17 protein-coding genes and 1 other RNA gene are annotated in these 25694 nt (G+C 74.1%); 12 read left to right on the top strand and 6 right to left on the bottom strand.

Features of this window, described 5'->3' with window-relative positions:
• Positions 1-30: 30 nt before the first annotated feature.
• Positions 31-2166, top strand: a complete 2136-nt coding sequence (locus tag HCC30_RS08915; RefSeq protein ID WP_240979446.1) for a hypothetical protein — start codon at positions 31-33, stop codon at positions 2164-2166.
• 32 nt (positions 2167-2198) lie between these two features.
• Here the strand turns inward: HCC30_RS08915 and HCC30_RS08910 are convergent, their stop codons facing one another.
• On the bottom strand, positions 2199-4637 hold the full coding sequence (locus tag HCC30_RS08910) for a glycosyltransferase (protein WP_169441803.1): 2439 nt from the start codon (positions 4635-4637) through the stop codon (positions 2199-2201).
• Between the two features lie 219 nt (positions 4638-4856).
• On the opposite strand from HCC30_RS08910, the gene HCC30_RS08905 reads away from it, so the two are divergent.
• Complete coding sequence (locus tag HCC30_RS08905) at positions 4857-5975, top strand: acyltransferase family protein (RefSeq protein ID WP_169441801.1); 1119 nt, start codon at positions 4857-4859, stop codon at positions 5973-5975.
• Positions 5976-6195: 220 nt separating this feature from the next.
• Positions 6196-7161, top strand: coding sequence for a class I SAM-dependent methyltransferase (locus tag HCC30_RS08900; protein ID WP_169441800.1), 966 nt, complete (start codon positions 6196-6198; stop codon positions 7159-7161).
• Between the two features lie 37 nt (positions 7162-7198).
• Here HCC30_RS08900 and HCC30_RS08895 read toward each other — a convergent pair whose 3' ends face one another.
• The 4 genes from HCC30_RS08895 to HCC30_RS08880 all read right to left on the bottom strand — a co-directional run bounded on the left by HCC30_RS08895 (position 7199) and on the right by HCC30_RS08880 (position 14371).
• Positions 7199-8101, bottom strand: a complete 903-nt coding sequence (locus tag HCC30_RS08895) for a carbohydrate ABC transporter permease (RefSeq protein WP_169441798.1) — start codon at positions 8099-8101, stop codon at positions 7199-7201.
• Positions 8098-9381 (bottom strand): sugar ABC transporter permease, encoded by a 1284-nt coding sequence (locus tag HCC30_RS08890; RefSeq protein ID WP_346776556.1) that lies wholly within the window; start codon positions 9379-9381, stop codon positions 8098-8100. Before HCC30_RS08890 ends, HCC30_RS08895 begins: the two co-directional genes overlap by 4 nt.
• 47 nt (positions 9382-9428) lie before the next feature.
• Positions 9429-10868 carry an ABC transporter substrate-binding protein gene (locus tag HCC30_RS08885; protein WP_169441795.1) on the bottom strand — a complete coding sequence of 480 codons (1440 nt, stop codon included), beginning with the start codon at positions 10866-10868 and terminating at the stop codon, positions 9429-9431.
• 110 nt (positions 10869-10978) lie between these two features.
• Positions 10979-14371 (bottom strand): FtsK/SpoIIIE domain-containing protein, encoded by a 3393-nt coding sequence (locus tag HCC30_RS08880; RefSeq protein ID WP_169441794.1) that lies wholly within the window; start codon positions 14369-14371, stop codon positions 10979-10981.
• 642 nt (positions 14372-15013) lie between these two features.
• Between HCC30_RS08880 and HCC30_RS08875 the strand changes: the two genes are divergently transcribed.
• From HCC30_RS08875 to HCC30_RS08860, 4 genes are all read left to right on the top strand, one after another.
• Positions 15014-16777 carry a serine/threonine-protein kinase gene (locus HCC30_RS08875; protein ID WP_169441792.1) on the top strand — a complete coding sequence of 588 codons (1764 nt, stop codon included), beginning with the start codon at positions 15014-15016 and terminating at the stop codon, positions 16775-16777.
• A 188-nt stretch (positions 16778-16965) separates the two neighbouring features.
• The gene (locus HCC30_RS08870) at positions 16966-18369 is read left to right on the top strand and encodes a serine/threonine-protein kinase (protein ID WP_169441791.1); all 1404 of its coding nucleotides are present in this window, start codon (positions 16966-16968) and stop codon (positions 18367-18369) included.
• Between the two features lie 83 nt (positions 18370-18452).
• Positions 18453-19571 (top strand): peptide chain release factor 2, encoded by a 1119-nt coding sequence (prfB, locus tag HCC30_RS08865; RefSeq protein ID WP_169441789.1) that lies wholly within the window; start codon positions 18453-18455, stop codon positions 19569-19571.
• 327 nt (positions 19572-19898) lie between these two features.
• On the top strand, positions 19899-20789 hold the full coding sequence (locus tag HCC30_RS08860) for an LPXTG cell wall anchor domain-containing protein (protein ID WP_169441788.1): 891 nt from the start codon (positions 19899-19901) through the stop codon (positions 20787-20789).
• A gap of 129 nt (positions 20790-20918) precedes the next feature.
• Here the strand turns inward: HCC30_RS08860 and HCC30_RS08855 are convergent, their stop codons facing one another.
• On the bottom strand, positions 20919-21122 hold the full coding sequence (locus HCC30_RS08855) for a hypothetical protein (RefSeq protein WP_169441787.1): 204 nt from the start codon (positions 21120-21122) through the stop codon (positions 20919-20921).
• A 382-nt stretch (positions 21123-21504) separates the two neighbouring features.
• On the opposite strand from HCC30_RS08855, the gene ftsE reads away from it, so the two are divergent.
• From ftsE to ssrA, 5 genes are all read left to right on the top strand, one after another.
• Positions 21505-22194 (top strand): cell division ATP-binding protein FtsE, encoded by a 690-nt coding sequence (gene ftsE, locus HCC30_RS08850; RefSeq protein ID WP_169441786.1) that lies wholly within the window; start codon positions 21505-21507, stop codon positions 22192-22194.
• Positions 22195-22310: 116 nt separating this feature from the next.
• The gene (ftsX, locus tag HCC30_RS08845) at positions 22311-23222 is read left to right on the top strand and encodes a permease-like cell division protein FtsX (protein WP_169441785.1); all 912 of its coding nucleotides are present in this window, start codon (positions 22311-22313) and stop codon (positions 23220-23222) included.
• Between the two features lie 67 nt (positions 23223-23289).
• Positions 23290-24555, top strand: a complete 1266-nt coding sequence (locus HCC30_RS08840) for a S41 family peptidase (RefSeq protein WP_169441784.1) — start codon at positions 23290-23292, stop codon at positions 24553-24555.
• 18 nt (positions 24556-24573) lie between these two features.
• Complete coding sequence (gene smpB, locus HCC30_RS08835) at positions 24574-25101, top strand: SsrA-binding protein SmpB (RefSeq protein ID WP_169441783.1); 528 nt, start codon at positions 24574-24576, stop codon at positions 25099-25101.
• Between the two features lie 148 nt (positions 25102-25249).
• Positions 25250-25619: a transfer-messenger RNA gene (ssrA, locus tag HCC30_RS08830) on the top strand.
• Positions 25620-25694: the final 75 nt, after the last annotated feature.

Here is a 25694-nt window from a genome sequence, read left to right as displayed (position 1 = left end):
CTCCCGCCCGGGCGCCGCCTCTTGAACGCCCTGGGCGGTCTGTTCCGGCCCGCCGCGCTGCCGCTCGCGCTGGCCGCCGGCTACCTGCTCCAGCTGCTGGGCGTCCTGCTGGTGCTCACCCCGTGCGTCCTCGCGGGCGCGGTGCTCGGCGTCGGGCTGGAGGCGGCGCTGCTGGGGCGGCGGTGCGGCGGGGTCGCGCGGCGGCTGGCACGGCTCCAGTTCAGCCGCCCCGTACGGCAGTTGCTGCGGGACGCGCTGCTGCTCGGCGGCCTGCTGCGGGTGGACGCGCTGCGTCCGCCGGGCGCCGGGGCCTGGCTGCTGGTGGCGCTGCTCGCCTGCTGGGCCACGCACTTCGGCTGCCAGGGCGTGGCCGGCCGGGTGCGCCGCTCCCGCAGGCTGCCGTTCGTCACCCGCAACATCGACACCGACGGCCTGCGCCTCGGCCACGCCCCGCCCAGGCTGTTCGGCGGCCAGGGCACGGCGCGGCTGGTGGCCGTCGCGGCCGTGGTGACGGCGGGCACCGTGGTCACCGCCGCGACCGGCCGCGCCTGGTGGGCGGCCGGTGCCGCGACCGCCTGCTGCGCGGCCCTGTGCGCCGGGACGCTGCTGCTCGGGCTGCGGCTGCTGCCCTCCCGGCGCCCGGTCGGCGAGGCGGAGGCGCTGGAGTGGCTGGAGGACTGGCTGACGGCGTACGCGCCGACGGTCGGCCTCTACTTCTCCGGCGGGGCGAGCTCCGCGTACCAGGCGAACATGTGGCTCTCCACGCTGGCGCGGCTGGAGGGCAGGCCGCTGATCGTGCTGCGGGAACGCTTCATGGTGCGGAAGATCGCCGCGACCGACGTACCGGTGCTCTGCGTCCCCAAGGTCGCGCACCTGATGCAGCTGGAGTCCTCGGGCCTCGCCGTGCTGCTGCACCCGGCCAACTCCGGTAAGACCTCCCAGGTGCTGCGCATCCCCACGATCAAGCACGCCTTCATCAACCACGGCGAGAGCGACAAGCTCTCCTCCTGCAACCCCTACGCCAAGGCGTACGACCAGGTGTGGGTCGCGGGCCCGGCCGCGCGCGAGCGCTACCGGCTGGCCGACGTCGGCGTGGACGACGCGGACGTCGTCGAGGTCGGCCGTCCCCAGCTCGCCCCGATCCGCGCCGGTTCGGGCCCGCCGCCGGACGGCCGGATCACGGTGCTGTACGCGCCGACCTGGGAGGGCTGGACCGACGACCCGGGCAACACCTCCGTCGTGCTCGCCGGTGAACGCCTCGTCCGCACGCTGCTCGCCGACGGCCGGGTGCGCCTGCTGTACAAGCCGCACCCGATGACCGGCTCCGTCGACCCGGCGGCGGGCGCCGCCGACCGCCGCATCCGCGCCCTGGTCACCGAGGCGGCGGCCCGGACGGCGGAGGGACCCGTGGCGGGGCCGGGCGAACTCGCCCGCGCGGAGGCCGCGTTGCACGGGCTGACCGAGCCGGGGTTCCGCCCCGGCGCCGACGAGGCCGAGCGGATGCTGCTCCAGTCCGCGCCGCCCGCCGACCGCGCGTCCCGCGTCGAGAGGGCGACGGCCGCCTGGGAGCAGGCGTACTGGGACGCGGCCCCGGCCCGGCAGCACCGCGTCGTCGCCGGGCCGCCCGGACCGCACCCCTCCGTCTACTCCTGCTTCAACCAGGCCGACGCGCTCGTCTCCGACGTCTCCTCCGTCGTCTCCGACTGGCTCGCCGGCGAGAAGCCGTACGCGGTGGTCAACACCAGCGGCCTGGCCGAGGACGACTTCCGCGCCGCCTTCCCGACGGCCGGCGCCGCGACGGTCCTCTCGCCGTCGGCCGCGGAGGTGCCCGCGTTCCTCGCCGCCGTCCGCGACCCCGCCTCGGACACCCTCGCCGGTGCCCGCGCCGCGCTGAAGGTGCGGCTGCTCGGCCCCGCCGAACCGCCTTCCCTGGAGCGCTTCGACCGTGCGGCCCTCGCCCTGCGTGCCGAGGCCGAGGCGCACCGCTCCAGATCGCCGCAGGCCGCCGAGGCGGGACGCGAGGAGGCCAGGGCCGTGGCGGCGGCCGACTCCGAGGCGGAGCGGGCCGAGTCCGATCCGGAACCGGATGCGGAACCCGGGCCGGACGCCGGACACACCGCGGCCGGGCCCGCCGCCTCGGACGGGCCCGGCCACGAGGTGCCGTGACGGGAAGCCAACTCCCGGGTGCGGACGCGGAGTCAGGCGTCCTGCGCGCTGCGTCTGCCGGTGGGCTCGGACCGCTCACCGGTCCCCGGCTCGGTGTCCTGCGCGTACTCCGTCTCCCAGGGGGATTCCGTCTCCGGCTCGGCGGCGGACGGCGGTTCGGGCGTCTCGCGCGGCGGGGTGAGGTGCAGCGCGAGGTCGTTGTTGAGCGAGAAGTACAGCCGTACGCCGCGGGGGCTGTCCGCGAGCCGGGCCGTCGGCACCACGTCGGTCTTCTTCCGGTCGGCGAGGTCGCCGAGCAGCCGCGCGAGCCGGACGGTGTCGCCGTCCGCAGCGCGCAGCCACAGATCCCACACGGCCCCCTCGTCCTCACCGGAACCGGAACCGGAACCTGAACCGGAACCCGGCGCCCGGTCCGTGCCGAGCGTCGCCGGGAGGTCGTACGGCAGCTCGAAGGAGACCGTGCCGCCCGACTCCGGGGCGTGCAGCGGGAGTTCGAAGGCGTGCGGGCCCTCGCCGCGCGGGGCGGCCACCACCGTGCCCCCTTCCCACGCGCCGGTCCGCGCCGCCCGCCCGTACAGCCGCGCGCGGACGCCGAAGCCCCGCGAGCCGAGCGCGACCGAGGTGACCTCCGCGTGCCCGGCCCGCCGCCAGGCGCGCACCGCGAGATAGCCGTCCGTCGTGGTGTACGGCACCCACGGGTGCACCTCGCCGTCCTCGCCGACGGGCGCGGGCAGCGTCAACAGCCGTGCCGTCTCGACGAGTTCGGCGCGCACCCGGCTGCGCCGCCCGTCGAGCGCGCGCTCCACGTAGGTGTCCCAGCGGGCCTCGGCGAGCCGGTGCCCGGCGTGCTCCAGCCGCACCTCCAGCCAGCCGCCGGCCGCCTCCGTCAGCGGCGGCAGCGGAACCCGCACCTCGGCACCGGCCTCCCGGCGGCGCGGCCGCAGCACCAGCGAGGCTCCACCCCGCGGCAGCCGCCCGGCCCGCAGCCGCACCGCGAGCGAGCCGTCCGCGGTGACCCGGACCCGGGCCCGGGGGCGGCGCATCGCCGGCGGCTGCGCGGCGGCCTCGGTACGGCGGTCGTGCCGCCCGCGCTGCGCCCGCAGCCCGCGCAGCGCCTGCCGCAGCGGCCGCAGCAGCGGCCCCGCGAGACGGCGCACGCCCCGGCGCAGCACGCGGCGCATCATCCCGGGCAGCGAGTCGCCCCGGGGCGGCGCCTCCTTCGGCGCGCTCTCCGCCGGCTCCGCGGCCGCCGGTGCCCCCGCCGCACCGGTGATCCCGGGCGCGGCGGCACCCCGGCGCTCCTCCAGCAGCTTGTCGATCAGCTGCTCGTACTCGGCCGCGATCCGCTTCGGCGCGTACCGCTTCGCCTTGTGCTGCGCCGCCTGCCCCATCCGGTGCCGCAGTCCGGGGTTGTCCATGAGCTGGGCGAGCGCGTCGGCGTAGGCGCGGACGTTGCGCTCCTCGTCCTCGCCGAGCGGGGTGAGCAGCCCGTCCTGCCCGTGGCCGACGATCTCGCCGGGGCCGTAGGGGCAGTCGGTGCTGATGACGGGGACGCCGCAGTGCATGGCCTCGACCAGCGTCATCCCGAAGGACTCCGCGTCCGAGGAGACGGCCGCGATCGCGCCCTTGGCCCACTCGGTCTCGATCGGCGCGTGCGGGCCCATCAGCGAGACCCGGTCGTACAGCCCGAGTTCGTCCACCCGGGCCCGCAGCGCGGCCTGCTGCCTGCCGCGTCCGTACAGCCGCAGCCGCCACTCCGGGTGGTCGTCGGCGACGAGCGCGAAGGCCGCCAGCAGCCGGTCGTAGCGCTTGACCTTCACCAGCCGCCCGGCCGCGACGATCAGCTTGCTGTCCCCGTGCGAACTCTCGACGGCCGTCGCGGGAACGGAGTTGGGGACGCAGGTGATCAGCGTGCCGCTCGCGTCGGCCTCCGGGATCGCCGCCCGGTACTGCGCGGCGTCCGCGTAACTGACGGTGATGAACGCGTCGAGGTGCGGGACGGCGGCGTCCTGGTGCCCGCGGACGTGGTCGTTGTGCATCGCGTGCGTCAGGTGCTCCTGGCCGATCCGGACGTAGCGCTGCTCGCCGTACGCGGCCAGGTAGTCGTTCAGCTTGGGGCGGGTGGCGATGACGACGTCCGCCTCCGTCCCCCGCAGCCACTCCCGCACCCGCTCGTCGCCGAGTCGGGTCGCGATGCCGCGCTCGAAGTGGTCGACGCCCTCGGTGAAGCGCTCGCTCCGCTCGTGGAAGCGCGGGTCCTCGCCGTCGTAGCGGGGACTGTCCCGCCGCAGGTCGATCAGGGACGACAGGCGCACCCGGGAGTCGAAGGGCAGGGCCGGGGCCGCGGCGGTCCGGCGGAGGCTGACGACCTCGACCGAGTGCCGGGCCGCGAGCGCACGGGAGAGGTTCACCGTCGCGCGGATCGTCCCGCCGATTCCGTAGGCGTTGTCCAGCAGGAAAGCGATCTTCATTGAGCCAGATTCCTCACAGGCGCTGCTCCAGGGAGGCATCCGGATTTCCTCAATGCCCCGCGACGCGAAGATTGTGCCCATGCCATGTGCGGATCGCGAGTTGATACCGGTGCCTCACGGTTCGTGGCGCGTGGCATGCGCCGGGTTCCGTCACCCGTACGTGGCGGCGGCGGCATGGCTCGCGCGGGGGCGTGCGGGAGTGGGCCTACCGTCTGATCAATGTCCTCCGAGACCCTCTCCCACCCGGTCAGCGCCGCGCCGGCGGTGTCCGGGAGCAGTGCTGCTCGCGACCCCTTCCTGGACAACGCGAAGTTCCTGCTCGTGGTTGTGGTCGTGATCGGACACAGCTGGGCTCCCCTCGCGGAATCCACGCGCGGACTCAAGGCCGCCTACCTGTTCGTGTACGCCTTCCACATGCCGCTGTTCATCCTGCTCTGCGGCTATTTCTCCCGTGGTTTCACCGGCCGCCCCGAGCAGGTGCGGAAGCTGGTCGCCACCGTGCTGGTCCCGTACCTGCTCTTCGAGACCTGCTACGCCGCGCTCGAATCCGCCGTCCGGGACCGGCCCTTCTCGCTCACCCCCGCCGAGCCCACCTACCTGTGCTGGTTCCTGATCGCGCTGTTCGTCTGGCGGCTGACCGCGCCGGTGTGGCGCGCGGTGCGCCTTCCGGTCGTGGTGGCCGTGGCGATCTCGCTGGCCGCGGGGCTCGCCGGTACGGCGGAGGATCTGGCGCTCACCCGCGTACTGATGTTCCTTCCCTGGTTCGTGCTCGGGCTGCGGCTGCGGCCGGAGCACTTCCGGCCGCTGCGCGCCCGTGCCGCGCGCCGGTGGGCGCTGCCCGTACTGGCGGGTGCCGCCGCGGGCGCCTGGTGGGCGGCGCCGCGCGTGAGCCGGGACTGGCTGCTGATGCAGCGGGGCGCGGACGGACTCGGGGTGGAGCCGCTGCCGTATCTCGCCGCCCGCGCGGGCCTGTTGGTGCTGACGGCGGTGCTGGTGGTGGCCTTCCTCGCGGTGGTCCCCAGCTCGCGGCGGGGGTTCACCCGGCTCGGCACGATGACGATGTACCCGTTCCTGCTGCACGGCCTGATCGTCAAGTCCGCCGAGGGCGCGGGACTTTACGCGTACGTCCGGGCCGGCGGGCCCCTCGCGCTCGTCGCGCTGACCCTCGTTGCGGGGGCGCTCGCGATTCTGCTGTGCGCGCCGTTCGTGCGCCGCGCGCTCCGGTTGGTGGTGGAACCGCCGTTCCCGCGCTTCCTGGTACCCACGGGAACCGCGAAGGGGCACCCCGGGCAGCACGGGCACCCCGGACATCCCGGACGTCCGGCCAACGCCGGCTGAACTGCCGATGGCCGCAGCCGGTCGCGCAGCGGAAGCCCTGCGCGGCATCCCCCGAGCGGGGTGCGCACCCCGGCGGACGGCGCCTATACAGGGCTGAGGCCCTGTCTCCGGCGGCCGGCGGTCCCTCCTGATGCGCCGCGGCGGACGCGGTCCGTCACCGGCGAGCCGGCACGGCCTGAGCACGCAAGCCGAAGCTCCCCTGTTCTAGGAGACGCGCCGCATGACTGCTTCCGCCACACCCGCCTCCCCCTCCGGCACCGCCGACGAGGGCGGGCACAAGCTCCCCCGGCCCGGCTCCTTCTACGACGTGCCGGGCTGGTTCTACAACGGCGACGTCGTCCTCTTCGACTGGTTCCTCGGCCGCCAGAGCCGCCTCGACCAGCGCGGGGACCTGCTGGAGATGGGCGCGTACATGGGCAAGAGCGCCATCATGATGCGCTCCTACCTGCGCCCCGACGAGACCTTCACCGTCTGCGACCTGTTCGACTCCGACCAGGAGGCGGCGGACATCTCCGCGCACAACGAGCGCGAGATGCGCGGCTCGTACGCGACGCTCACCCGGCGCGCCTTCGAGGCCAACTACCTGTCCTTCCACGAGCGGCTGCCGCGCATCCTCCAGGCGCCCACCTCCGTCGTGCCGGACGAGGTCGAGGACGGCAGCTGCCGGTTCGTGCACGTGGACGCCTCGCACATGTACGAGCACGTCCACCCCGACATCGACGCGGCCCGTGCCGCGCTGGGCGAGGACGGGCTCGTCGTCCTGGACGACTTCCGCTCCGAGCACACCCCGGGCGTCTCCTGCGCGACCTGGCAGGCGGTGCTGGAGGGCGGGCTGCGGCCGGTCTGCGTCACCAGCCAGAAGTTCTACGGCACCTGGGGCGACCCGAAGGCCGTGCAGGACGAGCTGCACGCCGAGCTGAAGGAGCGCGGCGACTGCTGGCTCCAGTACCAGGACGTCGCCGGGCACCGGCTGCTGCTGGTCGGCGGCCGGAAGGCCGCGCCGCCGCCCGTCCCCGCCTCCCGGCACGCCAAGGGCACCGGCCGGGCCGAGGGGCAGGGGCAGCGGCAGGAGGCGGGGCGCGGCCCCGGCGGGCGGCCCCGGCCCACGCTGGCGCGCCGGGCCGCGCGCGAGCTGCTGCCGCCGATCGTCGCGCGCCCGCTCGCCCGCGCCCTCGCGCGCCGGTAGCGGTTCCCGTGCGCGGTGAAGTGGCGTGCTCCGGGCGTCACTTCACCGCGCCCGCCAGCACGCCGGTGACGAACTGCCGCTGGAAGGCGAAGAAGACGGCCAGCGGGACCAGCATCGAGACGAAGGCGCCGGGCGCCAGGACGTCGATGTTGTTGCCGAACTGCCGTACCTGCTGCTGGAGCGCGACCGTGACGGGCGGGCTGCCCGAGTCGGCGAAGATCAGCGCGACGAGCATGTCGTTCCACACCCACAGGAACTGGAAGATGCCCAGCGAGGCGATCGCGGGCCCGCCCAGCGGCAGCACGACCCGGGTGAACAGCCGGATCTCGCCCGCGCCGTCCAGCCGTGCGGCCTCCAGCAGTTCGCGCGGGATGCCGGCGAAGAAGTTCCGCAGCAGGAAGACGGCGAACGGCAGCCCGAACGCGGTGTGGAAGAGCACCACCCCGGCCGTCGTCTCGAAGATGCCGAGCGCGTTGAACAGCTTCGCCACCGGGATCAGCGCGACCTGCACCGGCACCACCAGCAGCCCGACGACCAGCAGGAAGGCGGCGTCCCGGCCGGGGAAGTCCAGCCAGGCGAAGGCGTATCCGGCGAGCGCCCCGAGCAGCACGACCAGCGCGGTGGACGGCACCGTGATCAGCACGGTGGTCAGCAGCGAGCCGGTCACCCGGTCGTCGGCGAACAGGGCCGTGTAGTTCTCCGTCGTCAGCCGCCCCGGGTCCACGATCCAGGGGAAGTCGGCGGAGAGGCCGAGGACGGTCCACCAGCCCGAGCTCGCGCTGTCGCCGGACGGGCGCAGCGAGGAGCCCAGCAGCCCGGCCGTCGGCAGCAGCCACAGCAGGGCGACGGCGACCAGCCCGAAGCGCACCGCCCAGTGCCCGGTCAGCCCCACGATCCGGGCGGCCGGGGCTCCGCGGCGGGAGGTGCTGGTGGCGGTCATCGGCGGGGCTCCCTGCGCAGGCGTCGGACGTTGAGGACCATCACCGGCACCACGAGCAGCAGCAGGATCACCGCGATCGCGCTGCCGACCCCCTGGTTCGTCCCCGTGCCGAAGGACGAGAGGTAGAGCTGGAGCGCGAGGACGTTGGCGTCGGCCTGGGTGGCGCCGGGCGCGATGATGTACACGAGGTCGAAGACCTTCAGCACGTTGATCATCAGCGTGACCAGGACGACGGCGAGGACCGGGGCCAGCAGCGGCACCGTGATCCGGCGGAAGACCTGCCACTCCCCGGCGCCGTCCACCCGCGCCGCCTCCAGCAGTTCACGCGGTACGCCCGCGAGCCCGGCCGCGATCAGCACCATGGCGAACCCGGCCCACATCCAGATGTACGCGCCGATGATCGCGGGGGTGACCAGCGCGGGCCCCAGCCAGTCGACGCCGTTGTACGGGGCGGCGAAGTCGGCGGCGGGCAGGCGCAGCCGGGAGCCGTCGGCCGCGGGCGGCAGCGTGAACGTCCCGTCCCCGGCCGTCTCCGTGGACGCCACGACCCGGCCGCCGTCGACCGCCTCCACGGTGATCCCGCCGAGCCCCCGCTCGCCCGGGTCGACCGCGCCGGGTTCGCCGCCTCCGCCGCGGGTGAAGTCCAGCCAGACGGTTCCGGTGACCGAACTCGCGTCCTTCGCGGGGGACTTGGCCGCCGGCGCGTCGGCCGCCTCCTGCGGCGGGATGCCGACCAGGGGCAGCGCCGCCGGGTGCGCGGAGGAGACGGGGGAGGTGGTCACGAAGCCGCCGTTGTCCGCCGCGGGTTCCAGGGGCGCGCCCGGGCGCGGCCTGGCGCCCGGCCAGACGGAGCTCTCGGCGAAGGTGTCGTGCACGCCCGTCCACACGGCGTTGGCCACGCCCCGGTCCGGGTCCTGCTCGTAGACCAGCCGGAAGACGATGCCGGCGGCGAGCATCGAGATCGCCATCGGCATGAAGACGACCAGCTTGAACGCCGTTCCCCAGCGCACCCGTTCGGTGAGCACGGCGAAGACCAGCCCGAGCGCGGTGGCCACGGCCGGGGCGACGGCCAGCCACACCAGGTTGTTGCGGACGGCGGTGAGGATGCCCTCGTCGGTGAAGACCTCGGCGTAGTTGCCGAGTCCGACGAAACCGGTGCCCCGGGCGTCGAACAGGCTGCGCACCACGGACCAGCCGATCGGGTAGAGCACGAGCGCGCCGAGCAGCAGCAGCGCGGGCAGCAGGAAGCAGGCCGCCACCCACGGCCGCGCCCGCAGCACCGAACCTCCGGCGGCCCTCGTGCCCCCGCCGCCGGCGGGAGCGGCCGTCACCGGTCGTACGCCTTGAGTGCCGCCTGCTCCAGGGAGCGCTGGGCGCCGCCGACGTCGTCCGGGTTCTTCAGGAAGTCCTGGAGGGCCTTCCACTCGCCCTCGCCCTTGGTGCCGCCGAACGCGGCGGGCGCCTGGTCGGACATGTCGAAGCGGAAGTCGTCGCCCGCGCCGGTCAGCGCCTCGGCGATGCCGCGCTGCACTTCGTTGGGGTAGACGGCCGGGTCCAGCTCCTTGTTGGGGGAGACGAAGCCGCCCTCGGCCGCCCAGATCGCGGCCGCGTCCGTCGAGGCGAGGAAGGTCAGCAGCGCGTGCGCCGCCTCGGTGTCCTTCAGCGCGACCGCCGCGTCCCCGCCGGTGACGACCGGCGGCTTGGCGCCGACCCGCGGGAACGGGTACGCCTTGGCGTCCTCGCCGATCCGCGCCTCGGTGTCGTGGGCGATGTTGACGCCGACGAAGTCGCCCTCGAAGACGGACGCCGCCTCGGGGGCCTGGGCCTGCGCGAAGACCTGCGTCACGGACTTGGGGAACTCGGTGCGCAGGGCGCCCTGGTTGCCGCCCGCGAGGAGTTCCTTGCGGCCGAAGAGCTCCGCGAGGGTCTCCAGCGCCTTCCGTACCGAGGGGTCCGTCCACTTGATCTCGTGCCGGGCCAGCCGGTCGTACTTCTCGGGGCCGGCCTGGGAGAGGTAGATGTTCTCGAACCAGTCCGTGAGCACCCAGCCGTCGGCCCCGCCGACCGCGACGGGCGGCACCCCGGAGTCGGCCAGGACGCGGGCGTCGGCCAGGAACTCCTTCCAGGTCTTCGGCTCGCCCACCCCCGCCGTCTCGTAGGCGCTGGTGTTGTACCAGATCAGGGACTTGTTGGCGGCCTTCACGTACACGCCGTAGGACTGCTTGCCGTCGGGCCCCCGGTGGCTGCCCAACTCCCGCCAGCCCGCCGAGTAGTTCTTCTTCAGCTGCCGCTCCGTCGCCGGGTCGAGCGGCTTGGCCCAGCCCTTCTCGGCGAACTGCCGGAGCACGCCGACCTGCGGCAGCATCGCGACGTCCGGCGGCTGCCCGCCCTCGATCTTGGAGCCGATGAAGGTGGCCACGCTGTCGCCGGTGGGGACGAACTCCACCTCGGCGCCCGTGCGTTGCTCGAACTCGTCGGTGACCTTGCCGAAGTTCTTCGCCTCGTCGCCCGTCCAGACGGCGGCGACCTGGAGCTTCTGGCCCTTGAGGTCCGGCAGCCGGACCGTCTCCCGGTCCTGCGCGGGCGGGCCGCCGTCCCGCGCGCCTCCGCCGGAGCCGTCGGCGCCACCGGAACCGGAGCCGCCGCCTCCGCCGCAGGCCGCGGCGGAGAGCGCGAGCGTCAGCGCGAGCACCGCGCCCGTCGCGCGCCGCGTGCGCCTGCTGATCCCGGTGCGGGTGGTGCGTGTGCCACGGAGCGAAGTACGCATAGCTACCGCCGTCCCCATCCCGTCGGCGCGCCCCGCCGAACCGGCCGCCGCGCCGCCTGCGTCCCGTGCGAATGTCCTACGCCCGGGAACGCGGGCCCGGCAAGAGCGCGTCAGCTGTCAAGGGCGCCTTCTTGACCACTCCGTGACCTGGCCCCCGAACCGGCGCCCGGAGCGGCGGAAGCGGTCTGCGCCGACGGCTCGGCCGCGGACGCGCGCGGGGGCACCGCACCGGCCGACTGGGCCGCGCGGCCGATCGCGCTGGCCAGCAGCGCCAGGTCCGTCGGGCCGTTGCCCAGCTCGCGGACGGGTCTGCGCTCCGGCGGGTCACCGGCGCGGGCCCCCTCCAGCGGGACGACCGTGGGGCGGAGCGTCGACGTCCGGGGGATGCGGCCGGTGACCCGGCCCGCCTGGAACGCCGTCGTCCCGCCGTCCGCCGTCGTGAGCAGGCCCCGGCCCGGCACCAGCCCCTCGCCGTCCGCCTCGCCCTCCTGGGCCTCGCCGGTCAGCTCCACGCGCAGCTCGGCGCCCGCCGTACGGGAGACGCCCGTCTCGGCCGTGCGGTCCGGGCGGCCGGTGGCCGCCACCAGATGGACGCCCAGCCGCGCCCCGTGCCGGGCCACCGCCTCCAGCGCCCGCACCACCGAACCGGCCGCGGGGCGCCCGGGGTTGCCCAGCGCCGGATCGACGAGGGTGTCGAAGTCGTCGACCAGGACGACGAGCCGGGGCAGCGCCGCCCGCGCGGCCTCGCCGGGACGCGCCGCAGCGCCGTCCCGTCCCGGGCGCAGCCGCAGCGTGCCCCGGGTGGCGTCCGGCTCCAGATCGGCGGCGCCCTCCTCGGCGCCGGCCCCGCGCACCGCCTCCGGCGAGCTGCGCGGGGGCACCACCCGGGGCGCGGGGCGCGCGCCCCGCCGGACGTGCTCCTCGTACGTGCCGTCCTCGCCGAGGAGTTCGGCGCGGCGCTTCAGCTCGGCGCTCAGCGACTGCGCGAACTCCCGCATCACCACCGGGTCGTCCGCCGCCAAGTGGCCGCTCACATGCGGGAGTTCACCGCACACGCGCAGCCCCTCGCGGGGCGCCCCGCCGTCCCCGTCGACCAGCAGCAGCCGCAGCCGGTCGGGACGCTCGCCCGCGGCCAGCGAGGCGGCGAGCGAGCGCAGCAGCTCCGTCTTGCCCGTACCGGCGGGGCCGGTGACCAGCGCGTGCCGCGGCGCACCGGGGGCGGAGGCCAGCTCGGCCTCCAGCGGGCCGCGCGGACCGGCGCCGAACACCAGCGAGGCCCGGCCCGGCTCCGCGCTGTCCGGCTCCGACCAGCGGGCCAGCAGCGCGGCCGGGGTCGCCCTGGCCAGGCCCAGCTCGTCCAGCAGCCGCGCCGTACGCGGCAGCGTCACCACCGGACGGGACGCCGAACCCGCGGCGCCCGCCTCGGAGTTCTCGGCCGACTCCGTCTCCCGCAGCGGCGCCAGCGCCCGCGCGAACCGCTCGGCCCACGCGGCGGACACCCCGTCCACGGTGGCGACGGTGCCGCCGCCGGCCGCCGGGGTCGCCACCGCCGTACCCGGCGCCGCCGCCCGGGCCCCCGGCGGGTGCGCCTCCTGCCGGACGACGCGGACGGCCGTGGCCACCGCGCCGCTCAGCACGCCCAGCACGCCGCAGGAGCGGAAGGCGGGGGAGGCCGCGTACGCGGCGCGGGTCGTCTCCGTCAGCGGGGAGGCGGGCGTCGCGGGCGGGGTCTCGGCCAGGCACAGCACATGGATGCCGGCCGCCGGGCCCTCGGCCGTGAGCCGCGCCACCGCCTCCCGCACCGCCGCGTGCCCGGGATCGCCGTCGACGACCAGCAGCGTGTACGGCCCGGGGTGCGGGGCGCCCGGGGCGCGGGCCGGGCCGGCCCGGCGCTCCTCCTCCAGCCGCCGGGTCAGCTCGGCCGTCCGCGCCGCCGCCTGGTCGCTGTCGTACGCCGTCAGCAGCCGGCAGTCCTGGCCGTGCGCCGGGCGCAGATGCGGCAGCCAGCCCAGCCAGGACCACTCGGCGGCCCGCTCCCGCACGCTCCGCGAGCGGTCGGCCGCGAGCAGCACGACGTCCAGCGTGCTCGGCCCGTGCAGCGCGGTGAGCTGCGCGAGGACCCAGCGCGCGAGGCCCGTCAGCCGGTCGCGGGGACCGGCGAGGCCCAGCGCGCCCGCGTCCCGCAGCCCGACCGTGACCGGGTCGCCGGGGCGGCCCGCGCCCTGGTGCGCGGTGCCCAGCCGCAGCGTCAGCGCGTCCGGATGGCCGGGCCCGCGCTCCCACAGGCGCGGCCCCGGGCCGAGCGCCGTGAGCAGCACGGACGACGGATCGGGCAGCCGCTGCCCGGCCGCGGGGGCTCCGGAGCCCCACGCGTCCGTGCCGGGGGCCCGCTCGTCGGGGTGCGCGGTGTGGCCGTGCGCGCCGGGCGCCGGCTGCGGCGCGGGCGCGTGGCCCCCGTCCGCTCCGTACGGGGGCGCGCCCGCTTCCTCCTCGCGGGCTGCGCCGGTGATGCGGCGGGCCCAGGCGCCCAGGCCGCGGCCGCGCCGCCGCTCCGCGTCCGCGCCGGGACCGGCCGCGGGCTCCGCCGGGCGCCGCGGGGCGACGCCCGCGCCGTGCGTCCCGTCGTCCCAGGGTGCGGGGCCCGTGCCGGGGTGCCCGACGGGAGCGGCGGGGAAGTGCGGTGCGGAGACGGGCTGCGCGGGGGCGGAGGGGGCGGCGGCGTACGGCTGCTCGTGCGGGTTCCGGTGCGGGCCGTCCTGCGCGGGGTGCGGGGCGAGGCGGAGTCGGCCGTTGCCGTCGGGGACGGTGGCCAGCGTGAGCGGCTCCCCGCCGTCCGACTCGCCCGTGACGGCCGGGAGTTCGAGCCGGAGCGCGGACTCGCCGACGGCGAGCGTCGCACCGGGACGGAAGAGGACGGGACGGCCGCCGACCGGCACCCCGTCCAGCGTGGTGCCGTTGGTGGAGCCGAGGTCGGTGACCGTCACCGCGCCGCTGTCGCCGACCGTCACCGCGCAGTGCAGCCGGGAGACGTCCGGGTCGTCGAGCGGCACGTCCGCGTCGGCCGAGCGGCCCAGCCGGACGTTCCCGCCCTGGAGCAGATGGACCCCGCCCGCGTCCGGGCCCGCGACCACGTGCAGCCGGGCCAGGGCCGGGCCGTACGCGGGGACCGTCACCGGTGCGGCGGGGCCGTGCAGCGCGATCACCGAGCCGTCCAGCAGCGGGGGTTCGCCGATCATCGTCCGGTGCGGATCGAGCCGTTCCGTTCCCGCGTAGACGGCCACCGACTCGTGGGCGTGCTCACGCGAGGCCTCCGCGCCGCCGTCCCCGTGCTTCTCGGGCGCGGCCGCCGCGGCCGAGGCGGCGGCGGACGCCAGCGCGCTCGTCACGGCGGCGAGCATCGTGCCGGCGGGCGCCGTCACGAGCACGTCGCACACGCCCTCCGCGCCGCCCCCCGGGCGCCGGCCGCCGCGCGATTCAAGGGCGACAGTCAGCCGGATCTGCATCGGTCCCTCCCGGTCCCCTCCGCGCAGTGCACCGGTGAGGCAGCCCGCCCCTCGTCACGCCCGTGCGTCCGGTACGCACTCACCCGCACTGCTCTTGATGCCGGGTGCATCCTCGCACCCGACGCCGACATCCTGCCCCGTCCAGGGCGCTCAATGATCTTGATTGGCCGCCTCGGAGCGCAAGACTTCCAGGTCGGACCGCCTGCCGACCGTTTCCGTACCCGCTCCGGGGCGGACCACGGCGCACCACGGCGACAACGGGCCACGGCCGGGCCGGACCGCCCCGGACCCGCGTACCGAACCGGTCACCTCCGGTCGGAACCGGTCGCCGGGCCGTACGCCGCGCCCCGCACCACGTGGCGGATATCGCACCAGGGCCCCGGCGGACGCCGTCCCGGCCGCATCCGGACGGCTCCGCACGGGAAGGGATCGGACACTGCCCGCAGCGGGACCGGCTCTGACCGGGAACGCTGTTCCGGCCGCGCGCGGGGCGCAACCGTCCGGACCGGGCGACGCGTCTCACCCGGAACGCCCCCGGAACCTCCGGAGCGTCCCGGGGCCCGTTCGCGGGCCGGGCAACCGGCCGGGAGGCGGCACTATTGTGTGCGGGATTGCAGTACGACACACCAGGGAGCGCATGACGTGCGGCCGGTAGGCAGCAAGTACCTGCTCGAGGAACCGCTCGGCCGCGGCGCCACGGGCACCGTCTGGCGGGCGAGCCAGCGGGAGACGGCGGGCGCCGAGGCGTCGGTGGCCGGTCAGCCGGGCGAGGCCGTCGCGATCAAGGTCCTCAAGGAGGAGCTGGCGAACGACGCCGACGTCGTCATGCGCTTCCTCCGGGAGCGCTCCGTGCTCCTCAGACTGACCCACCACAACATCGTCCGGACCCGCGACCTGGTGGTCGAGGGCGACATGCTCGCCCTGGTGATGGACCTCGTCGACGGTCCCGACCTGCACCACTACCTGCGGGACAACGGCCCCTTCTCGCCGGTCGGCGCCGCGCTCGTGGTCGCCCAGGTCGCGGACGCGCTCGCGGCCAGCCACGCGGACGGCGTCGTCCACCGGGACCTCAAGCCGGCCAACGTCCTCCTCGCCGAGAGCGAGGAGGAGGGCATGCGGCCGATGCTCACCGACTTCGGCATCGCCCGCCTCGCCGACTCCCCGGGCCTGACCCGCGCGCACGAGTTCGTCGGCACCCCCGCCTACGTGGCCCCCGAGTCGGCCGAGGGCCGGCCGCAGACCTCCGCCGTGGACATCTACGGCGCGGGCGTCCTGCTCTACGAACTCCTCACCGGACGCCCCCCGTTCAGCGGCGGCACCGCGCTGGAGGTGCTCCAGCGGCACCTCAGCGAGGAACCGCAGCGGCCCCCGGGGATTCCCGAGCCGCTGTGGACGGTGCTGGAGCGCTGCCTGCGCAAGAACCCCGAGGAGCGCCCGAGCGCCGAGAACCTCGCGCGCTCGCTGCGCACCGTCGCCTCCGGCGTCGGCGCGAGCGCCACTCCCGAGCAGGCCACGGCCGCACTGGGCGTCGCGGCGCTGCTCGCGCCCGACCCGTCACCGGCGACCGTCCCCGGAACAGGCATGGCGGCGGCCGCAGCGGGCAGCAGCGACGCCGACCCGACACAGGCGCTGCCCCACAACCCCCCGGGCCAGGGGCAGGCCACGTACGACCCGGAAGGGGCGACCAGCGTCATGCCACAGACGCCGGGCCACGGCGGCCCAGGAAACAGCGGACCGGGAGACCCCGGTCAGGGCCAGGACGGCCACGACCCGTACGGGCAGGACCAGCACACCGCGGCCAACGCGCAGGAGGGCCAGGGCACTTCGGCCGGCGACCCCACCCAGGTCATGCCCCCGGTGCCGGGCGGCCCGCCGCCGGGCCCGCCACCGCAGGGGCAGCCCGAGGGGCCGCACCCGTGGGGGGACCAGATGCGCGCGGCCCGCGACCGCAACGAGCCCACCCAGGTGCAGCCGCTCGACCCGAGCCTGGACCCGCTGCGCCGCCGCCCCCAGCGCGCCCCGCAGCCGCCGCCCCCGTCCGGCTACGGCCAGCAGTACGCGCAGCCGTACGAGCAGGACTACGGCCGGCAGCCCCAGCGGCCGCCCCAGCGCCAGCAGCGCCGCCCCGCGCAGCCGCCGCCGCAGCGGTACGAGCCGGAGCCGCCGCGCTCCCGTGAGCCGCGGCGCGAGCGCGAGCCGCGCCGCCGCAGCGCGAACCCGATGCACATTCCGGGACTCGGCTGCCTCAAGGGCTGCCTCTTCATGATCCTGGTGCTGGTCGTCATCGCGGTGCTCGTCTGGAACTTCACGCCGGTTCCCGAGTGGTGGGCGCAGGGCAAGAGTTTCTGGGAGTCGGTCCAGGACTTCTTCGGCAAGATCCAGGACTTCACCAACAGCACCGCATAACGTCACGACGGCATAACGGCGTCACGCGTACAGAAGCGCGCGAGAAGATCCCGTACGGGATGTTCCCGCGCGCTTCTGCCGTGAGATCAGAGATTTATCGACTTCCGCGGACGGATTTCCCCCACAGAAGTGATTCTTCGCGGCATCCGGGGCTCTCAACACCCCACTCGCCCAGTAGCTTTGTCGCTATGGCACGGAAGATCGGCAGTCGCTACACCGCTCACCAGATCCTGGGACGTGGCAGCGCCGGCACGGTGTGGCTGGGCGAGGGCCCCGACGGGCCGGTCGCCGTCAAGATGCTGCGCGAGGACCTCGCCTCCGACCAGGAGCTCGTCGAGCGGTTCGTCAGGGAGCGCAGCGCGCTGCTCTCCCTCGACCACCCCCGCGTCGTCGGCGTCCGCGATCTCGTCGTCGACGGCAACGACCTCGCGCTGGTGATGGAGCTCGTCCGGGGCACCGACCTGCGCACCCGCCTGGAGCACGAGCGCCGCCTCGCGCCGCAGGCCGCCGTCGCGGTCGCCGCCGACGTCGCCGACGCGCTCGCGGCCGCCCACGCGGCCGGCATCGTCCACCGCGACGTGAAGCCGGAGAACGTCCTGCTGGACGCGCTCGCCCCGGCCGGGCCTGGCGGGGCGCCGCCCGCGCTGCTCACGGACTTCGGCATCGCCAAGCTGATCGATTCCCCGCGCCGCACCCGCGCGACCTCGATCATCGGCACCCCCGACTACCTGGCCCCCGAGATCGTCGAGGGCCTCCCGCCGCGCGCCTCGGTCGACATCTACGCGCTGGCCACGGTGCTGTACGAACTTCTCGCCGGATTCACGCCGTTCGGCGGCGGCCACCCCGGCGCGGTGCTCAGGCGGCACGTCACGGAGACCGTCGCCCCGCTGCCCGGCGTCCCCGACGAGCTGTGGCAGCTGATCCACCAGTGCCTGGCCAAGGCCCCCGCCTCCCGGCTGCGCGCGGCGGAGCTCGCCGGACGGCTGCGCGAGCTCGTCCCGGCCCTGGAGGGCTACCCGCCGCTGGACATCGACGAGCAGCCGGAGGACGAGTACCCCGACCACGCCGACGACTGGCCGGACGAGGCGGCCGCCTCCGCGCCGGGCCACCCGGAAGCGGGCACCCGCTCGGGCGCCGGGACGTACGCGGGCGCCGGGCACGCGGTCCCCGGGGGCGCGGGTGGCTCCGGCGGCCAGGCGCGTGCCGGGGCCGGGGGCGCGGTGCCGCTGGTGCAGCGCGTCTCCCGGCCGGACTCCAACCGGGACACCCACACGAGCATGCGCGTACCCGGCGCCGAGGAGCTCGCGGGCGGCGCCCACGGCACCGCGCGCACGCCCCGTACGCCGGGGGAGCCCCGCGCGGGCTCGGCCAGGAGCCGGGCCGCGGCCGCCGCGCTGCGGAAGCGGCGGCTGAAGCTGACGGCGCTGGCCGCGACGGTCGCCACGGCGGCCGGGGTCGGCGGCTGGCTGGCGGCCTCGGCCGGCGAGGACGACACCACCACCCGGCCCGCGCCCGCGGTCGAACAGCCCGACGAGTACCAGGGCGACGAGGGGCAGGCGGCCCCCGGGCAGGTACCGCTCGACCAGCGGTGACGGCACCGTCACCCACCGGGGCCCCGGACGGCGGGGGCCCCGGGGCTGGTCGGCACGCTGCCGCCAGCCGTTAGGGTGGAGAGGTGGCAGTCGTCGATGTATCCGAAGAGCTCAAGTCCCTCTCCTCCACCATGGAGTCGATCGAGGCAGTCCTCGACCTGGACAAAATGAGGGCCGATATCGCCGCGCTCGAGGAGCAGGCGGCGGCCCCCGACCTGTGGGACGACGTGGACAACGCCCAGCGGGTGACCAGCCGTCTCTCCTCCCTGCAGGGCCAGCTGCGCAAGACCGAGGAGCTCCGCTCCCGCATCGACGACGTCGGGGTGCTCTTCGAGCTCGCCGACTCGGAGGACGACGCGGACGCGCGCACCGAGGCCGAGGGCGAGCTGAAGTCCGTGCGCAAGGCGGTCGACGAGCTGGAGGTGCGCACCCTGCTCTCCGGTCAGTACGACCCGCGTGAGGCCGTCGTCAGCGTCCGCGCCGAGGCCGGCGGGGTCGACGCGGCGGACTTCGCCGAGCAGCTGATGCGCATGTACCTGCGCTGGGCGGAGCGGCGCGGCTACCCGACCGAGGTCTTCGACATCAGCTACGCGGAGGAGGCGGGCATCAAGTCCGCGACCTTCACGGTGAAGGCCGACTACGCCTACGGCACGCTCTCGGTGGAGCAGGGCACGCACCGGATGGTGCGGATCTCCCCGTTCGACAACCAGGGCCGCCGCCAGACGTCCTTCGCGGGCGTCGAGGTGCTGCCCGTCGTGGAGCAGGTCGACCACATCGACATCCCCGAGAACGAGCTGCGGATCGACGTCTTCCGCTCCTCCGGGCCCGGCGGCCAGTCGGTCAACACCACCGACTCCGCGGTCCGCATGACGCACCTGCCCACCGGCATCGTCGTCTCCTGCCAGAACGAGAAGTCGCAGATCCAGAACCGCGCCGCGGCCATGCGCGTCATGCAGGCCCGGCTCCTGGCGCACCGCCGCCAGGAGGAGCAGGCGAAGATGGACGCGCTGAAGACGGACGGCGGCAACTCCTGGGGCAGCCAGATGCGTTCCTACGTCCTGCACCCGTACCAGATGGTCAAGGACCTGCGGACGGAGCACGAGGTCGGTAATCCGCAGAGCGTGCTCGACGGCGACATCGACGGATTTCTCGAAGCGGGAATCCGCTGGCGGAAGCAGCAGGAACAGGAAGCCGCCGCATAGTCGGGCTTCCTCTCCGGCGACTCACGTGGCCCGCGTCACCCCGTTCTCGACGGGATGGCGCGGGCTTCGCCGTGGCTTCGGGGGGCTTCGGAGTGCGTGATTCCTGTCGCATCCGGTGAACTGGCCCGGCCCCGCAGGCAATTCGTTCGGTACGCGCTTGACTGCGATGTGAAAAGTGGGAAAGCTGTTCGCTCGGCATGCCTGTATCCGGTGAGCATGCGGGGGGTGTGAACGGACGGGATGCGTCCGGATCTCTTCATGATCTTCCGTGGCCCCCGGAGCACGGCTGCACCTTTGACAAGTACAGCTACTGGGGGTAGTTGGCACATGACCAATTCGAAGACGCGGCTGCGGGTTGCGCGGATTGCTGCCGGTGCGGTGTTCGCCGCAGGCGCTTCGCTCACCGCGGCGGGCGCAGCCCAGGCCGCCGGCCTGAGCGGCAACAGCGGTGACCAGGAGGTCACCCAGAACGAGGGCGTCGACGCCAAGGACGACGAGGGCTCGGTCGCCGGTGTCATCGCGGGCAACAGCGGTGGCGACGACGGCGGCGAGGACGACGAGGGCGCGATCCTCGGTCTGATCCAGGGCAGCAGCGGCGGCGACGACGAGGGCTCCTCCGAGGGCTCCGACGGCGGTTCCTCCGACGGCGGCGTGATCGAGGGCTCCGACGGCGGTTCCTCCGACGGCGGTGTCATCGAGGGCTCCGACGGTGGCTCCTCCGACGGCGGTGTCATCGAGGGCTCCGACGGCGGTTCCTCCGACGGCGGCGTGATCGAGGGCTCCGACGGCGGTTCCTCCGAGGGCTCCGACGGCGGCTCCAGCGAGGGCACCGACGGCGGTTCGTCCGAGGGCTCCGACGGCGGCTCCTCCGAGGGCACCGGCGGCGACACCGAGGGCACCGTGAGCGGCGACCCGACCGGTGGCGAGGACGGCGGCGAGCAGCCCGCCAACACCGGCGGCACCGGTGGCGGCGACGACTGCGACGTCGACAACACCGACGTCAACTGCGAGGACGGCGGCGCCGCTCCGGACAGTGGCGGCAGCGAGCCGGTCCAGCAGCCCTCGCAGCCCGAGGCGCCGAAGGAGGAGCTGGCCGAGACCGGTTCCGCCGAGACCAGCTTCCTGCTGATCGGTGCCGCGACGATGATCGCGGGCGGTGTCGGCTTCCGCCTGATGCCGCGCCTGGTCTCCCGTCGCGCGGGTGGCGCGGCTGCCTGAGCCACGGCTCACAGCTGAAGTACCAGCGGCGCACAGCCGCGAGCGAAGGGCCCGGAACCTGCACGGTTCCGGGCCCTTCGTCGTCTCTGCGGTGCGCGCACCCGGCGCTCACGGACGGTGCGTACGCGCCTACGCGGTGGCCACGCGCTCGGCCAGCAGCGCGACGGCGGCCAGCGCCATCAGGGCCACGAACAGGGCGAGCAGCGCGCTGGGGGTGAGGTGCGCGAACGGGGTCTCGCGCTGCATCCGTTCACGGTGCGCGCGGCACACGTGGCAGCGTCCCTCGCTGACGGGGCCCGCGCAGTTGGCGCACACCAGCCGGTCGCATGTCATGCGATCTCCTCCTCAGCTGTGCCAACGCCACCCGTGAGTGATTCGTTCCCCTACGGTGCTGCCCTCCACTGTGCCAGCTCCGCGCGTCCGGTGCAGAGCGCACCCGGAACGGTCCGGAGCGCGCGGGCGCGCGTCGGCGGGAGTCGGCAGCCGTGACGGGCGAACGAAGAGGCCGCGGACGGCGGGGGAATGGCGGCGAATGCGGTGCAATTGCGGTAGCTCACGCGGAAACACGGGAAGCGCGGTGATCCGTGCCGTGAAGAAACGCACCAAGGCCCCACGCTCACTGCGAGCCGCACACCGCTTCGCGTAAGGTCGCTGCACCGACGGGGGGCCGTACGGCGGCTCCCGCTGCCCCTACCCAGGTCGACGTGGTGTACCCGTGATCCGATTCGACAACGTCTCGAAGACTTACCCGAAGCAGAACCGGCCCGCCCTGCGCGACGTCTCGCTGGAGATCGACCGCGGCGAGTTCGTGTTCATGGTGGGGTCCTCAGGTTCCGGCAAGTCCACTTTCCTGCGGCTGATCCTCCGTGAGGAACGCGCCAGCCACGGCCAGGTGCACGTGCTCGGCAAGGACTTGGCGCGGCTGTCCAACTGGAAGGTGCCGCAGATGCGGCGCCAGCTGGGCACCGTCTTCCAGGACTTCAGGCTGCTGGCCAACAAGACGGTCGGTGAGAACGTCGCGTTCGCGCTGGAGGTCATCGGCAAGTCCCGCGGCCAGATCCGCAAGACGGTTCCCGAGGTGCTCGACCTGGTGGGTCTGGGCGGCAAGGAGGACCGGATGCCGGGCGAGCTGTCCGGTGGTGAGCAGCAGCGCGTGGCGATCGCCCGCGCCTTCGCGAACCGCCCCATGCTGCTGATCGCGGACGAGCCGACGGGCAACCTCGACCCGCAGACCTCCGTCGGCATCATGAAGCTTCTGGACCGCATCAACCGCACCGGGACCACGGTCGTGATGGCCACGCACGACCAGCAGATCGTGGACCAGATGCGCAAGCGCGTCATCGAGCTCGAAGGCGGAAGGCTCGTCCGTGACCAGTCGCGCGGCGTCTACGGCTACCAGCACTGACCGCCGGTCAGCCCGCAGGACGGCCCGCGACAGGACGCGGCACGACACGACATCAGCAGCACGGGCGGCTCGGGCAGCCTGAGCAGCCACCGCCGGCAATTCACTGAAAGGACGCCATGCGCGCCCAGTTCGTACTGTCGGAGATCAGCGTCGGTCTCCGCCGCAATCTCACGATGACCTTCGCGGTGATCGTCTCGGTCGCACTGTCGCTCGCCCTGGCGGGCGGCTCGCTGCTGGCACGGGAACAGGTCAGCACCATGAAGGGGTACTGGTACGACAAGGTCCAGGTGTCGGTCTACCTCTGCAACAAGAACGACGCGGCCTCCGACCCCAACTGCGCGAAGGGCGCGGTGACCGCGGAGCAGAAGCAGGAGATCAAGGCCGAGCTGAACAAGCTCCAAGTGGTCGACAAGGTCTACCACGAGACCGCTGACCAGGCGTACAAGCACTACAAGGAGCAGTTCAAGGACTCGCCGCTGGCGGACTCGCTCACCCCGGACCAGATGCAGGAGTCCTACCGCGTCAAGCTGACGGACCCGACCAAGTACCAGGTGGTGCAGACGGCGTTCTCCGGCAGGCAGGGCGTGCAGGAGGTCCAGGACCAGCGAAGTCTGCTGGAGAACCTGTTCAATCTGCTCAACGGCATGAACGTCGCGGCGCTGTGCGTGATGGCGCTGATGCTGGTGGTCGCCCTGCTCCTGATCGTCAACACCGTGCGGGTGTCGGCGTTCAGCAGGCGGCGGGAGACGGGGATCATGCGACTGGTCGGCGCGTCCAGCTTCAAGATCCAGATGCCGTTCATCCTGGAGGCCGCCATCGCGGGGCTGATCGGCGCGGGCTTCGCGTGCGTCCTGCTGGTCGGCGCGAAGTACTTCCTCATCGACAGCTGGCTGGCCCAGCAGATCGTGCTGATCAACTTCATCGGCTGGGACGCGGTCCTCAAGGTCCTGCCGCTGATAGCGGCGGTGGGCGTGCTGATGCCCGCGGTTGCGGCCTTCTTCACGCTCCGCAAGTACCTGAAGGTGTGACGCACGCCGCGGGTGTCATCCGGCCAACCGCCCGTATGGCACCCGCGTCTGGCCTAGACTCCCCACCATGTCGGGCACGTGGCGCTCTGTACCGTCCCCCGCTTGCGGAGGGGACACAGGCCCCAGGCGCATCCGCCGGGGGGCGGCCCTGGCATTGGTCTTCGTGAGCGTCCTCGCCACCGGCGCCGTGACGGGTGCCTGGGGCGACGGCGTCCGCGCCCTCGCCGACCCCGCCGGTGCCGGCGCCGAACTCAACTCCCCGGCCTCCGGCGGCAGTACGGACCACTCCCCGCGCCCCGGCGCCGGCGGCGCACCCGACCCGCGGGCCGGATCGGCGCACGACGCCGAGGAGTTGGTGAGCCGCAGCGGCGACCGCTGGTCCGCCTCCTACAGCGCCCGCGAGTACGAGGGCCTCCAGCGCGACCTGCACGGCGAGTACGTCGGCGTCGGCCTCTCCGTCCGCCGCGCGCACGACGCCCGGGGCGCCGCGGTCAGCGTCACGCGCGTCCAGCCCGGCAGCCCCGCCAGGGAGGCCGGGCTGCGCCCCGGCGACCGGCTGCACTCCGTCGACGGGAAGGCCGTCGAGGGCCTGCCCGTCACCGAGGTCGTCTCCCGCCTCCGCGGCGCGCAGCCGCGTCCGACGGCGCGGGACGCCGAGGCGTCCGCCCCCGGCAGCACCGTCCGCCTCCGGTTGGCCAGGGACGGCAGGCAGTGGACGGAGACGCTGCGCCGGGCCCGCCTCACCGTCGACTCGGTGACCGTCCGCGAGCTGGGCGGGGGCGCGCGGCTGGTCAAGGTCTCGTCGTTCACCGCCGGTTCCGGCGAGCAGCTGCGGCGCGCGGTAGAGGAGGAGGTGCCGCCGGGTGCCGGGGTCCTGCTGGACCTGCGGGGCAACTCCGGCGGCCTGCTCCACGAGGCCGTCGACGCCGCCTCCGGATTCCTCGACGGCGGACTGGTCGCCACCTACGACGACGCCGGCCGCGAGCGCGCGCTGTACGCGGAGCGCGGCGGGGACACCGAGCGTCCGCTCGTGGTGCTCGTCGACGGCGGGACGATGAGCGCCGCCGAGCTGCTGGCCGGGGCGCTCCAGGACCGGGGCCGGGCCGTGGTCGTCGGCTCCCGCACGTTCGGCAAGGGCTCGGTGCAGATGCCGAGCGAGCAGCCGGACGGCTCCGTCGCCGAGCTGACCGTGGGGCACTACGCGACTCCGTCGGGTCGCCAGGTGGACGGGAAGGGCATCACGCCGGATCTCTCGGTGTCGCTGCCGGGCGGTGCCGAGGGTGCCGTGGCGAAGGGCCGCACAGTATTGAGTGGCCTCGACACCCGCCCCTAGTGGAACAATGGCCTGGCTATGGCGAAGATGAAGACGACCCGCAAGGCGAAGGTCAAGGAAGACAAAGACGCGCCGAAGCTCATCGCCCAGAACAAGCGCGCCCGGCACGACTACGAGATCCTCGACACCTACGAGTGCGGCATCGTGCTCACCGGTACCGAGGTGAAGTCCCTGCGCCAGGGCCGTGCGTCTCTGATCGACGGATTCGGGCAGATCGACGGGAATGAGGTCTGGCTGCACAACGTTCACATTCCGGAATACGCCCAGGGGACGTGGACGAACCACGCGGCCCGGCGGAAGCGGAAGCTCCTGCTGCACCGCGCGGAGATCGACAAGCTGATCGGCAAGACGCAGGAGACCGGGCACACGCTCGTCCCGCTGCGGCTGTACTTCCTCAAGGGCCGCGCCAAGGTCGAACTGGCGCTGGCGAAGGGCAAGAAGGAGTACGACAAGCGGCAGACGCTGCGCGAGAAGCAGGACCGGCGGGACGCGGACCGCGCGATCTCGGCGGCGAAGCGGAGGCAGCGGGCGCGCGAGGGCGCCTGAGGCCTGCGGGGGCCTTCGGGCTCCGGCGGGCCGGCCGGCGGCTCCGGGAACAAACCGGGGGCGTAAACGGTTGGCCTGGATGTGGCAGGGTCCCGTACCATGGTCACAGCGCCGCTCGCGAGGGCGGAGCAGCTTGTTAATTCAACATGGGGATGATCGGTTTCGACAGCGGATGTCGAAGCAGGGGAAGCGAGCCGAGGAACGCGGCAATGATCTCGTTAACCACGTGTCGCAAAAAATAATCGCCAATCAGAAGCGCGATTCCTTCGCGCTTGCTGCCTAAGCAGCAAGCATGAAGTGTCAGCCCGGGTGCGTTCCCGACCCGGATCCTGGCATCAGCTAGGGAACTCACCGCGTAGGCCCGGTCACGGGGCTTACCGGGACATCCAACAGTGACTGGGCCCGTCGGAGACTTGTCCGTGTGATCTCCGGGGCCGAGAAAATCGCAGCGGACTGCGCTCGGAGAAGCCCTCCTTCCGCTCCGTTGGACGCGGGTTCGATTCCCGCCATCTCCACCACCCCATGTAACCCCTGGCCCGCGAGTCTCTCGCGGGCCAGGGGTTTTTTTGCGTCCGCTCCGGGCGGCCGGGAGG

It is taken from the genome of Streptomyces sp. HNM0574 (assembly GCF_012726235.1).
Taxonomy (GTDB): domain Bacteria; phylum Actinomycetota; class Actinomycetes; order Streptomycetales; family Streptomycetaceae; genus Streptomyces.
The sequence above is the reverse complement of the archived record's forward strand: the minus strand, read 5'-3'. Positions and strand labels throughout refer to the sequence as shown.

Excerpts from the sequence above, each read along its gene's own strand:
- HCC30_RS08880 (WP_169441794.1), bottom strand. The coding sequence starts at position 14,371 with ATGCAGATCCGGCTGACTGTCGCCCTTGAATCGCGCGGCGGCCGGCGC.
- HCC30_RS08860 (WP_169441788.1), top strand. The coding sequence starts at position 19,899 with ATGACCAATTCGAAGACGCGGCTGCGGGTTGCGCGGATTGCTGCCGGT.
- HCC30_RS08905 (WP_169441801.1), top strand. The coding sequence starts at position 4,857 with ATGTCCTCCGAGACCCTCTCCCACCCGGTCAGCGCCGCGCCGGCGGTG.
- HCC30_RS08910 (WP_169441803.1), bottom strand. The coding sequence starts at position 4,637 with ATGAAGATCGCTTTCCTGCTGGACAACGCCTACGGAATCGGCGGGACG.
- HCC30_RS08885 (WP_169441795.1), bottom strand. The coding sequence starts at position 10,868 with ATGCGTACTTCGCTCCGTGGCACACGCACCACCCGCACCGGGATCAGC.
- HCC30_RS08900 (WP_169441800.1), top strand. The coding sequence starts at position 6,196 with ATGACTGCTTCCGCCACACCCGCCTCCCCCTCCGGCACCGCCGACGAG.
- HCC30_RS08840 (WP_169441784.1), top strand. The coding sequence starts at position 23,290 with ATGTCGGGCACGTGGCGCTCTGTACCGTCCCCCGCTTGCGGAGGGGAC.
- smpB (WP_169441783.1), top strand. The coding sequence starts at position 24,574 with ATGGCGAAGATGAAGACGACCCGCAAGGCGAAGGTCAAGGAAGACAAA.
- HCC30_RS08895 (WP_169441798.1), bottom strand. The coding sequence starts at position 8,101 with ATGACCGCCACCAGCACCTCCCGCCGCGGAGCCCCGGCCGCCCGGATC.
- HCC30_RS08855 (WP_169441787.1), bottom strand. The coding sequence starts at position 21,122 with ATGACATGCGACCGGCTGGTGTGCGCCAACTGCGCGGGCCCCGTCAGC.
- ftsX (WP_169441785.1), top strand. The coding sequence starts at position 22,311 with ATGCGCGCCCAGTTCGTACTGTCGGAGATCAGCGTCGGTCTCCGCCGC.
- HCC30_RS08870 (WP_169441791.1), top strand. The coding sequence starts at position 16,966 with ATGGCACGGAAGATCGGCAGTCGCTACACCGCTCACCAGATCCTGGGA.